Origin of the sequence: Oceanicaulis sp. (assembly GCF_965249665.1) — a bacterium.
In the GTDB taxonomy this organism is placed as follows: Bacteria; Pseudomonadota; Alphaproteobacteria; order Caulobacterales; family Maricaulaceae; genus Oceanicaulis.
The window spans coordinates 2,698,712-2,710,247 of the sequence record NZ_OZ252247.1; the positions used below are offsets into that span (position 1 = coordinate 2,698,712).

11 protein-coding genes are annotated in these 11,536 nt (G+C 61.4%); 5 read left to right on the forward strand and 6 right to left on the reverse strand.

What is annotated here, in order from left to right; all coding sequences use genetic code 11:
• Positions 1–25 precede the first annotated feature (25 nt).
• The gene (locus tag ACP154_RS12980; RefSeq protein WP_421858497.1) at positions 26–1,510 is read right to left on the reverse strand and encodes a GumC family protein; all 1,485 of its coding nucleotides are present in this window, start codon (positions 1,508–1,510) and stop codon (positions 26–28) included.
• A gap of 82 nt (positions 1,511–1,592) precedes the next feature.
• Between ACP154_RS12980 and ACP154_RS12985 the strand changes: the two genes are divergently transcribed.
• Entirely contained in the window at positions 1,593–2,324 is a 732-nt protein-coding gene (locus ACP154_RS12985) for a polysaccharide biosynthesis/export family protein (RefSeq protein WP_421858495.1), read from the forward strand.
• 57 nt (positions 2,325–2,381) lie between these two features.
• On the opposite strand, the gene ACP154_RS12990 is transcribed toward ACP154_RS12985, so the two are convergent.
• The 3 genes from ACP154_RS12990 to ACP154_RS13000 form a co-directional block, all read right to left on the reverse strand.
• On the reverse strand, positions 2,382–2,654 hold the full coding sequence (locus ACP154_RS12990) for a hypothetical protein (protein WP_107713347.1): 273 nt from the start codon (positions 2,652–2,654) through the stop codon (positions 2,382–2,384).
• A gap of 174 nt (positions 2,655–2,828) precedes the next feature.
• Entirely contained in the window at positions 2,829–4,328 is a 1,500-nt protein-coding gene (locus ACP154_RS12995; protein WP_421858493.1) for a hypothetical protein, read from the reverse strand.
• Positions 4,329–4,400: 72 nt separating this feature from the next.
• On the reverse strand, positions 4,401–5,126 hold the full coding sequence (locus tag ACP154_RS13000; protein ID WP_421858491.1) for a glutathione S-transferase family protein: 726 nt from the start codon (positions 5,124–5,126) through the stop codon (positions 4,401–4,403).
• 114 nt (positions 5,127–5,240) lie between these two features.
• On the opposite strand from ACP154_RS13000, the gene ACP154_RS13005 reads away from it, so the two are divergent.
• The 4 genes from ACP154_RS13005 (at position 5,241) to ACP154_RS13020 (ending at position 7,978) form a co-directional block, all read left to right on the forward strand.
• Complete coding sequence (locus ACP154_RS13005; protein WP_421858488.1) at positions 5,241–6,194, forward strand: isopenicillin N synthase family dioxygenase; 954 nt, start codon at positions 5,241–5,243, stop codon at positions 6,192–6,194.
• A gap of 70 nt (positions 6,195–6,264) precedes the next feature.
• Entirely contained in the window at positions 6,265–6,711 is a 447-nt protein-coding gene (locus ACP154_RS13010) for a hypothetical protein (RefSeq protein WP_421858485.1), read from the forward strand.
• Positions 6,708–6,932, forward strand: coding sequence for a helix-turn-helix transcriptional regulator (locus ACP154_RS13015; RefSeq protein ID WP_107713352.1), 225 nt, complete (start codon positions 6,708–6,710; stop codon positions 6,930–6,932). Before ACP154_RS13010 ends, ACP154_RS13015 begins: the two co-directional genes overlap by 4 nt.
• 101 nt (positions 6,933–7,033) lie before the next feature.
• Positions 7,034–7,978, forward strand: a complete 945-nt coding sequence (locus ACP154_RS13020; RefSeq protein WP_421858483.1) for a radical SAM protein — start codon at positions 7,034–7,036, stop codon at positions 7,976–7,978.
• On the opposite strand, the gene ACP154_RS13025 is transcribed toward ACP154_RS13020, so the two are convergent.
• Both ACP154_RS13025 and gatB read right to left on the reverse strand, forming a co-directional pair.
• Positions 7,975–9,330: a mechanosensitive ion channel family protein gene (locus ACP154_RS13025; protein WP_421858480.1), complete on the reverse strand. Its 1,356-nt coding sequence runs from the start codon at positions 9,328–9,330 to the stop codon at positions 7,975–7,977. The genes ACP154_RS13020 and ACP154_RS13025 overlap by 4 nt on opposite strands.
• A 700-nt stretch (positions 9,331–10,030) precedes the next feature.
• Positions 10,031–11,527 carry an Asp-tRNA(Asn)/Glu-tRNA(Gln) amidotransferase subunit GatB gene (gene gatB, locus ACP154_RS13030; RefSeq protein ID WP_421858478.1) on the reverse strand — a complete coding sequence of 499 codons (1,497 nt, stop codon included), beginning with the start codon at positions 11,525–11,527 and terminating at the stop codon, positions 10,031–10,033.
• Positions 11,528–11,536 lie beyond the last annotated feature (9 nt).

Genomic DNA, 11,536 nt, shown 5'->3' on the forward strand with positions numbered 1-11,536 from the left:
GAATGGTTAACGGAGCGCTTCCGCGTCAGCGCGCATCACTAACCCGCGCAAGCACGGGCACGGGTGTGCGCCGGGGCGCTTGATAGTGAGGCTCTGGCGCTGGCTCTGCTTCTGGACGCTCATTGGAAGGCGCGCGCGGCTCTGGCGGGTTGGGCCGTTGTGGGGGCGCAGCCTGGCGCACCGCAGCGACATAACCCCGGATCAACCCGAGCAGAAGCGCGATTCCGCCCGCCAGCACGCCCACCGCCATGACGGCGAGCTTTCGATTGGATTGCGCCTGAACCGGCGGCGTGGCGCGTGAAACGATCCGAATGGCGTCCGCGCCGCCGGGCGGCATATCGCGTCGCGCCATGGCGTCCGCGGCCTGAACCGACAACTGATCCGCGGCTGCAGATCGCGCCGAAACCGCACGGGTCAGACGATCATACTCAGATTGCAAGGCGCGAAAGCGCTCCACTGCCGTACGGGCGGCGCGCAATTGCGCATTCAGCGAAGAGGCCAGGCGCTCTTGGCCAGCAGCGTTGGATTCTTGTTGCAGGCGCGAGGATTCCAGCTCCTGCCAGATCGGGTTCACACCGGTGCGGCGTTGTCCCTGGCCATTGGCGCGCCCTTCTTGGACAAAGCGCTCGAGCGCCTCGATCTCGCGCTCGACAGCGAGCACAGGCGGAGCGTCCGGCTGATAGCGCGCCATCAATTCAGCTTGCCGCACCTGAAGATCCAGAAGCTGACCCGTCACTGAATTCTCGACATAGAGTTCAATGGTTTGAGGGATGTCCTGAAGGCGCTGCTCCAGAGCTTGCGCCAGAGCGCGCGCCTGGGCTGCATCGGCGTCCGCCGCCAGCTTGCGCCCCTGAAGATCGGCCAGGCGGCCCAGGGCCGAGTTCAGCTCGGTCTCAAAATCGGTGATGGCGTTGTCCGCCAGGAATGTCCGAAGCGCCTGTTGAGCCGCCTGGGCGTCCCGCTCGGCGGCGTCCAGACGCGCCTGCACGCCCCCTTCGAATCCGCCCGTCAAAAGCTCGACCCGATACCGCAAATAAGCGTCGACAATGGCGTTCACCGTATTGGCGGCCACGTCGGCGTCTTCATTCTTGAATGTCGCGATCAAAAAACTGGCGTTCGGCGCTCTGGAAACACCAAACCCCTCACCCAGCGTTTTGAGCTGCTGAGGGTCGGCGGCGCCCGTCAGTTCGATCAGCATGCGCCGGCGCACTTCTTCTGACGCCAGAAGGTCCGCTTCGGACTGCATGATCTGGTCAAACATGAACTCGCCGCCTGTGCCGGCGGCTCCGGGCGTCAGGTCCTCGTCATCCATGATCACCAGCAACCGGCTGCCCGCCGTATAGCTCGGCGTCAGACTCACATACGCCAAAACCGCAAGCGGGATGAAAACCAGGAGCGTAATCAGGATGATGAACAGGCGCTGCGTCCACGCGATCGCCACCAGATCCACAAGATCCAGCTCGCGCCGCGCCAGTTCTCCGGCTCTGGTGTCTGAAGACATTGACGTCATAGGTGCATCTGGCGCGATTGCGCTTAATTTTTCCTTAGCCGCCGCCTTTCATGGTGAAGATATGATTAGGGGAGTCGCCAGCATGAAATCGCCAACACGACGGTCTGTCTTGTCCGGCCTGGGCGTCTTGATGCTGGGCGCATGCGCGGGAACGCCGCGGCAAACTCCGCAACAGGGGTTTGAGCCCAACCGGTTTCAAAGCTGGGATGAGACCGCGCCCGCCTATCGCCTATTTCCAGGCGACGAGGTGGAAGTGGTGGTTCACACCGCTCAAGAGCTCAACCGCACCTTGCCCGTTGGACCCGATGGCCGTGTCAGCTTGCCGCTGGCGGGGTCGGTGATGGTGGCGCAAATGACGGGGCCGCAAGCCGCGCGCGCCATTGCGGACCGCTATGTCCGCGTCCTGCGCGATCCGATCGTGGAAGTGCGGCCCGCCAGCTTTGGCGCACAGCAAATCCTCGTGGGCGGCGAAGTGCGCAATCCGGGCGTCTATGAGATGGTCAGCCCGCGGATGGGCGTGCTGGAAGCCCTGACCCTCGCCGGCGGCGCCAATAATCGCGCGCGCTTGCGTCAGGTTGTGGTGCTACGCCGCGCCGAAAACGGCGGCGTCATGATGCGGACGGTCAATGTGCGTGACGCCCAACAAGGCGCGCCTGCGGATGTCATCCCGCTGGCTCGGCACGACATTGTCTTCGCACCCCGCACTGCAATCGCTGAAATCAACGATTTCACAGAGCTTTACATTCGGAACATCCTGCCGCTCGACAATGCTTTCGCATATGCCCTGGCCGATCAGGTGTTCAATTCGAACTAAGGGAATGCAGACGGATCGAGCCTGTCGCTTCTGGCGGCGATCATGGCTCGATCAGTCCTAGTGCCGGGTGGAAAGCCATTCGCGCGCTGCGGTCAGAGCCGCTGCGAGCTGATCGCCATCCATTTCAGCCGCAACTTCGCTGCGATAGTATTTTGCGGTGTCCGAGCCCATCAGAGAGGCCAGGTTGAACCATTTGTGCGCTTCAATGTAATCGATCACGCCGCACTGGCCGGTCGAATACAACAGGCCCAGCTTGCACAGATCATCGCCGGTCGGGTCCATTTTGACCGCATCATGCACTTGCGCCGTTTCCACGTCAGTGAAAGCCATTTTAGTCTTCCCATCGTTGGCGGAGGGCCGGACTTTTCATCCGTGTCGCCTCCGCATCCCACCATGCACCCGAAGCCTTTTCGGTGGCCCGTTATGCAAGATCAGAATGCGTATGATGGGTGACCACAGGGTTAAAGACTCTCAAGAATAACGCCGATTAACCCTTTAATTCCGTTAGATATTCCTACCCAATATTAACCGGCTGACCTGTCCGTCGAAGCGTTCAAACGCGCCCGGAGCGCCGCCTGAACGCCGAAAGCGCCCTGAAATCAAAACGATTCCCAAAAGCAGCAAGGCCAGGCTTGCGAGCGCGCCCGCCAGGATGATGTTCAATCGTTCTGCAGCGCGCCAAAAATAAGTGTCAGCGCCGTCCAGCTCCGTCAGCTCACGGCCAAGAAGCACCCTAGCGGCGAGCAAACGCCCCTCGCTGATCGCGCTGATCCGCACCAGCGCCTTAAGCGAGTCAGCCTCCGTCAATATGTCCGACACCCGAATAGTGACCAACGCGCCGTCCTGGCGGCGCACCTGGTCATAAGCCGCAAACCAGTCTCGCCTTGCGTCACCGTCATAGCCGGCGCGTGTCGCAAACTCCGCCATCGCCCGTCTGCAGGCCTCCGCACAGGCCTCAGGCTGGGCGTAATAACGGTCAGCCTCGGCCAGCACAGGCATCAGCGCAGTCAGAAGCCGCAAGTCGCGTTCAGGCACAGCCTGTCCCAACAGCAAGGCTTCAAGCCAGTCACCCTCCAGCCGCCCTGCAGCCCGCGCCGCAAGCGCCAGACGGACAGCCGATGCTTCAAGCTCAGGATCATATACTGACAGAGCCAAAGCCGTGCGCACAGGGTCTGCGGATACAGGCGCAGGTCGCGCTCGGGTGCAGGCCGGCACAGTTTGACCATGGATGCGAGCCAGTGCGCATCCGAGCGCGATCACCTCACGCGCATCAGGCAGAATGACCGGGTCGGTCGCCTGCGCTGTCGTCAGGTCCGCGAACGCCTCAAGGTTCAGGGCCTGAGACCCGGGGCGAACGAACCAGTGCTCCGCCGCCTGCAGGCTGGCGCCGTAAAGGCGCTGCGCACGGGCGTAGCGATGCTGCACATCAGGGCTGCTCTCAATCAGCCAGACCGGATCAATCCCAAGTCGGTGCGCGTCATCGCTCCGCGCACGCAGAACGCCCGTGACGATCTGGCTGCGCCGCCAGACGGGCATGGCGACCAGATCCACCTGCATCATGTCCGGGCGCCGCTCATGACGCATCAGGTGAAGCGCCAGCGCCTCCTCTCCCATCATGGCTGGAAGGCTCGCGGCGAATGATTGCGCGCGCAGTAGGTCCGGGCCGCCCGTCGGGCCCGGGCGCAAGGAGTGAGTCAGCTCTGCATTCCATCGCGTTAGCACAGGACCCGCTGACGCAGACCTGGCCGCTTCGTAAAGCGCGGCGTCAAACTGGTCGCTCAAGCTTTTCGAAAACTGCAGAGCGCCGTCGGGCGCCGTCTCCAGGCCGCGATACGCAATCCAGGCCGCCGCGATGAGCAGCCCGAGAAACAGTAAGGGCCGAAGGCTGGCGAAGACGCCGCGCCAGACCAGATAGGCTCCAGCCCGTACAGGCCCTGACAGCCATGGCGAACGCGCGCCATAGCGCTCGCTATAGGTGCGAGACCGGTCTGTCTGCGCCCACATTGGATGTCCCCCTGTCCCTCCCACCCAAATTATGCGGGTTGAGGGTCAAGGGGAAGCCAAATTTACAATTCGTTAAGGTTTGGCGCGCTGACCAAACAGGACGGCGCGCGCCTTTTTCATGTCCTCGCTGTCTTCATCGAGTGATTGGAACAAATCCTTGCCCACTCTTCGGCCGGTCTTCACCGCCTCTCGCGCGCCCACGCGCTCGACCCAGGCTTTCAGGCGCGGAAACTCGTCCAGATCCTGGCCCTGACCTTCAGGCAGGATCCAGGGCCAGGCGGCCATGTCGGCGATGGAATAAAAATCACCCGCCAGATAGTCACGAGTTTCAAGGTCCCGCTCGATCACGCCGTACAGTCGATGCACTTCATTGGTGTAGCGGGCCTTGCCGTATTCGAGCTTGGTTTCGTCAGGCTCGATCTTCTTGGCGTAGGTGCGAAAATGGTGCGCCTGACCGCACATCGGCCCCAGTCCGCCCATCTGCCAGAACAGCCATTCCTCGACCGCCGCCTGCTCACGCGGATTGGAGCCATAAAACTGACCCGTCTTGCGCGCGAGATATTGCAAGATGGCGCCGCTCTCAAAGATCGAGATCGGCTGTCCGTCCGGACCGTCCGGATCCACAATGGCCGGCATGCGGTTATTGGGGCTGATTTTCAGGAACTCGGGTTCGAACTGCTCGCCCAGACCGATATTGACCGGCTTGACCACATAGGGAAGACCCATTTCCTCAAGCGCGATGGTGACTTTCCATCCGTTCGGGGTCGGCCAGTAATAGAGCTCGATCGGCTGGGTCATTCTAATCTCCATGCCCTGTGAAACAGCTGTTGGCGACAAATGTCGGGGTCTGCGACCATTCGTGCAAGACATTGCGACTTCACGAGCCCGCGAGGGACCGCTAAAGAGCGCGCCATGACCGATATCATCTTGACTGACCAGACCCTCGAACCGGTGTCGTTCAAACTCGCCGGTGAGGATCCCGCAGCTTTCGCCCGCGCACTGGGCGCGAGTTTTCGTGAAACCGGATTCGCCGTGATCAGCGATCATCCCGTTGATCAGGGCGTCATTGACCGTGCGCTTGCGGACGCGAAAGCCTTCTTCGCTTTGCCCGAAGCCGCCAAGCGAAGCTATGCCGTGGAAAACGGCGGCGGCCAGCGCGGCTACACGCCGTTCGGCACCGAAAACGCCAAAGGCATGGACCAGAAGGACCTCAAGGAATTCTGGCACCACGGCAGGGCTCTGCCCGAGGGCCATCCCTATTCAGATGTGATGCCGCCCAATGTGCCTGTGTCAGATCTCCCGCGCTTCGATGACAGCGTGCAGGCGCTGTTCGCGGCTCTCGACGAGATGGGGGCCGTGCTGCTTCAGGCGCTGGCGAAGGATCTCGGGCTTGAGGAGCACTGGTTCTCCAAAACCGTCAATGACGGCAATTCCATCCTGCGCCTTCTGCACTATCCGCCCATCGATGGCGATCCGTCAGGCGTGCGCGCGGGCGCCCATGAGGACATCAATGTCATCACCTTGTTGCTAGGCGCGGAAGAAGCGGGCCTGCAAGTGAAGACGAAGACCGGCGCCTGGTTGCCGGTGCAGCCGCCCGAAGGCGCGCTGGTGGTCAATATCGGCGACATGCTGCAACGCCTGACCAACCATATGTATCCGTCCACCACGCACCGTGTGGTGAACCCGTCGAAAGAACGCATGGCGTTTTCACGCTATTCCACGCCTTTCTTCCTGCACTTCAATCCTGATTTCCTGATTGAGACCCTGCCCGGCTGCATCAGCGAGGACACTCCAAACCGCTATCCCGAACCGATGACGGCCCACGCCTATCTGCTGGAACGGCTGGGTGAAATCGGACTGATTTAAAAGTCACCTTGACGTTACACCTCCCAGTCGCCATGTTACCTTCAGGTGACACGGTGACTGGGAGGCTTCCATGGATGAGCTCGAAACAATCAATCTGCGTCTGCGCGCCTTCCTGCTGTGCCAGGCCGCAGGATTCTTCGCCTGGCAAGCCGCGGACGGTATTGGGACGTCGCACCAGACGCCCGACAGCTGGATGGGCCCCGGGCTGGTGATCAGCGGAATCGGGTTCGGGCTCTGGCTGGTGACGATCATTCTGTATTTTGGCGACGCGTTTCGCGCCTACAAGACCGTGGGCTATGACATCATCAATGATGACTGGGCGCGCGATGTCCGCCGTCGCGCAGCGGAAGCCGCCTTCTGGGTGATCACCGTCGCGACCGTGCTGGCGATGACCCTGAATCAGTTCGGGGTCGATGGGGGCATGTTACTGAAAATCCTAACCGGGCTTTCGGTCTCGAGCTTTTTCCTCGCTGCGGTGCATTATGACCGTAAGGGCGAAAGCGGGGCCGAGGCATGACAGACGCAGCGCTCGGCAACGCCATGAAAGCCCTGCGCGCTGAAGCGGGCCTGACCCAAGCCGAACTGGCGTTGCAGGTGGGCGTAACTCGCAAGACGATCAACACGGTGGAGAACGGCGTGTTCACGCCCTCTGCCCTGCTGGCGCTGAAGATCGCCCGCGCCTTGGAGCGCCCGGTCGAAACCGTGTTCTGGATTCAAGACGAGCCCGCGCAAGACTGAACACCCTCTCGTGTGAACACAACCGCTTGAGCGCGATTGCTGCGGGTCCGGCCCTGCCCTAGTTTCACAACCAGACCGCTCATTCGACCTGGACCCGTTTCATGCCTGACGCCTCAGCGCCGTTGATCAAATTTGCTGACCCACGTGTCACCGCCAAAGGCGAAACCCGCGCCAGTGTGGGCTTTGATACGCTCAAGACGCTATGGTTCAACACGGGCACGCTATGCAATATCGAGTGCAAGAACTGCTACATCCTCAGCTCGCCCACCAATGACGCGCTGGTGTATCTGACCGAGGCGGATGTGGTCTCTTACCTCGATGAAATCGACGCGCTCGGCTTCGGCAAGATCGAGATCGGTTTCACCGGCGGGGAGCCCTTCATGAACCCGGACATGGTCCGGCTGATGGAAGTGTGCCTGGAGCGCGGCCACACCGTTCTGGTTCTGACCAACGCCATGAAGCCCATGATGCGGCCTCGGGTCCAGGACGGGCTGTTGGACCTTCAAGTGCGGTTCGGCGGTCAGATCGAGATGCGGCTGAGCCTTGATCACTACACCCGCGCCTATCATGACGAGGAACGCGGTGCGGGCGGGTTTGACGCGACGCTGGAGGGTCTGACTTGGCTGTCAGATCACGGCTTCACCCTCAGCGCGGCCGGGCGATCTTTGTGGAATGAGACCGACGCCGAGGCGCGCGACGGCTTTAGAGCACTGTTTGAGACAGTCGGTGCGGACATCCCGAGCGAGGATCCATCCCGGCTGGTGCTTTTTCCAGAAATGGACGAGAGCGGCGATCCGCCAGAAATTACAGTCGATTGCTGGGGAATCCTCAACAAAAATCCTGACGACATCATGTGCGCCAGCCAGCGCATGGTGATCAAGCGGCGCGGCGCTGAGCGTCCGAGCGTCGTCGCCTGCACCCTCTTGCCCTATGAAGACGAGTTCGAACTGGCGCAAACCCTGGAAGACAGCCTCAAACCGGTGCGGCTGAACCATAAATACTGCGCTCAGTTCTGCGTTCTGGGCGGGGCCAGCTGCTCGGCTTAAGCCTCTGAAGGATCGTTACGGTCCGGCAGGGCTTTGACGTGCAAATCCATCTGCGGGAACGGAATCTCGATCCCTTCTTCATGCAGACGCTCCCAAATGGCGAGATAGACGTCCGAGCGTACATTCGCCTGCCCATTCTGAGGGTCGCTGATCCAGAAGCGCAGATCGAAATTCACCGACGAGTCGCCAAACTCCATGACATTGCAGACCGGCTCCCGCTCCGAGACCACCCGGTTCACGGTCTTGGCGGCTTCGATGGCGAGGGTTTGCACCGCCTTGAGATCACGCGTCCGGTAAGACACGCCAAAGGGCGCGTGCATCCGCACGATATGGTCGGATTTGGACCAGTTGGTGACGCCGTTATTGATGAAATGATCGTTCGGCAGCAGCATTTCCGTGCCGTCGCGCGTACGGATCGACACATAGCGCGCCTGCATGCCGGTCACCCAGCCAAACTGACCATCCACCTCGATCGCATCGCCAGGCTTGATGGACTTATCCGCCAGCAGGGTGAAACCGGCCGCGAAGTTCGAAACGGTCTTTTGCAGCCCCAGACCCACGCCAATGCCGACCGCGCCCGAGAAAATCGCCAGCGTGGCGAGATTGAACCCCGTCATCTGCAACGCGATCAGTAGCGCCAGCACCGGCAGCAAAACGCCCAGCACTTTCGAGATCAGCGCGCTCAGCGCCGGGGAAATCTCCTCAGATTTCTGCAATTGCTTGTCGAGGGCTCGTCCCGCAAAGCTTGCGATCGAGAACAAGAGTCCGAAATAGATCATCGTCCGCAGCACGTCGAACAGGCTCAGCGAAACCGGCTCGCCCTCGCTGGTTTCGCCCAGCGGAATGGACAGCGCCTGCAGCTGAGAGATCACATCGTCGAGCAGACCGAACACATCCAGCGCTGCAATCGGCCAGATGATGTAAAACGCCAGCCGGGACCAGAATTGCGAACGGATGATCAGGGTTACGGCGCGGATCAACAGCCAGGCGCTCATCAGGCTGATCGCTGCACTGACAATCGCGACCGGCCGATCCAGCGCCCCGAGGCCCACTCGGATCATGGTCAGCACAAGATACAGCGCCAGCGGCGTCATCAAGGCGAGCGCCGCCGTCAGCAACCGGCGCCACATGCCCGTCTGAATTCGGGTTTTCGTGCCCTCATGGATCAGATTGCGCAGGCGCGGCCCGAACATGAGCGCCGGAATGAACGCCGCCAGGATCAGGCCCAGCTGCAAGGCGTTGTCGAAATTGAGCACAGAGACCTGCACCCAATCGAGCACCGCCTCGGCGCGCGTGCGAATTTCATCAACCGGGACAATGTCAGACAGGGCGGATTGAGGCTGTTGAGTCATGCCGCCAAGGTTAGCGCGTTCGCCCGGACTGTCACCAGAGCGTGTGCGGACAGCTGCGAACTTATCCGCCCCCTCTCCCGCATGAGGCATACTGCGTCTCGTTCCTTCCAGGGCGGGCGGCCGGCGCGTTCAGGCTGGGAGGGGCGGGATGTCCCGAGGACAGAGCGTTTAACGCACGCTCTGCCCGAAAAGGCGGATCATCACCGTACGGTCCAGGGCAGCGGCGTCTGATGAGACACTGACTGCACCGGCGGCGCGACAGCGCAGAAGTCTCCGTGCGGCGATCCCGACAAAACATCTCCAGCGCGGGAGCCGGGTGGCTTCTAGGACTTACCACTATTCACTTTAACGGCCCGCTCTCGCGCGACCCGTCTTTGGCTTCCCCCCTGCGTTTGCACGTGGGGCTATGGGTGCTTCCCCTCTCCCCTCAGAGATGGGAGAGGGACGCTCACAAGCGTCGCTGTGTGTCCCGGTCATCCCGGATAGTCGTTTATCCGGCTCTGGGCCCCCGCCTGCGCGGGGGAAGAGGGCAATTGAGCTGTGAAATCCCGGGCGAGCAAAGCGAAGACCCGGGAGCTCCCTCCGCGAATAGCGCCTTTTCCAGTACGAGACCCCGACTCTGCGCTGCGCTGGAGATTCAGTGACCGCAAACAAAAACCCCGGAGCTTGGCTCCGGGGTTTTGGTCTGGAAGACGAAAGCCTAATCCAGCAGTTTCCTGGCGAGGATCTCGTTGACCGCTTGCGGGTTCGCCTTGCCGCCCATGGCCTTCATCACCTGCCCCACGAACCAGCCCATGGTCTTGGGCTTGTCCTTGACCTTTTCAGCCTGTTCGGGGTTCGCCGCGATCAGATCGTCAATAACCTTCTCGATGGCGCCGGTGTCGGTGACCTGTTTCATGCCGCGATCTTCAACGATCTGCGCCGGGTCGCCCCCTTCCGCCCAGACGATCTCAAAGACGTCCTTGGCGATCTTGCCGGAAATCGTCTTGTCGCTGATCAGCGAGACGATGCCGCCGAGCTGGTCCGGGCTGATCGGGCTCTCGGTGATGCCGAGGCCTTCCTTGTTCAACCGACCAAAGAGCTCGTTATTCACCCAGTTGGCGGCCAGTTTCGGATCGCGGCCTTCGAGCACTTTCTCGAAATAGTCCGCGCGATCCTTGTCGGCCGCCAGAACCGAGGCGTCATATTCCGACAGCCCCAGCTCTTCGACAAAGCGCTTGCGCTTCTCGGCGGGCAGTTCGGGCAGGTTCGCCTTGAGATCGTCGATGAAGCTTTGCTCAAGCACCAGCGGCAGCAAGTCTGGATCGGGGAAATAACGGTAGTCATGCGCTTCTTCTTTCGAGCGCATGGACCGGGTCACCCCGGCATTGGCGTCAAACAGGCGGGTTTCCTGATCGATTACGCCGCCCTCTTCCAGGATATCCACTTGACGCTGGGCCTCGTACTCGATGGCCTGCATGATGAAGCGCAGCGAGTTGACGTTCTTGATCTCGCAGCGCGTCCCGAGATGCTCGAACGAGCCGGTTTCGATGAATTTCTCGTACTGGCCCGGACGGCAGACCGACACGTTCACATCGGCGCGCATCTGGCCCTTTTCCATATCGCCGCCGCAGGTGTCGAGATAGCGCAGGATGGTGCGCAAGGTGCGCACATAGGCCGCCGCGTCCGCGGGCGTGCGCAGATGTGGCCGTGAGACGATCTCCATCAGCGCCACGCCGGAGCGGTTCAGGTCCACATAGGTCGCGTTGGGATCAAGATCATGGATGGATTTACCCGCATCCTGTTCCAGGTGCAGGCGCTCAATCCCCACGGTGAACAGCGAGCCGTCATCGCGTTCGCACTCGATCTCGCCTTCGCCGACGATCGGATGCGCGAACTGGCTGATCTGGTAGCCTTGGGGTAGGTCGGGATAGAAATAATTCTTCCGGTCAAAGCGCGAGTAATTGTTGATCTGGGCGTTCAGGCCCAGCCCCGTGCGCACCGCCTGAGCCACGCACGCCTCGTTGATCACCGGCAGCATGCCGGGCATGGCGGCGTCGACCAGGCTCACCTGGGTGTTGGGTTCCGCGCCAAAGGCTGTCGCCGCGCCGGAAAACAGTTTGGCGTTGGATTTGACCTGGGCGTGCACCTCAAGCCCCATGACGATTTCCCAATCGCCCGTGGCGCCGTTGATGACGTAGGTGTGCTCGCTGCTCATGGCGGTCTT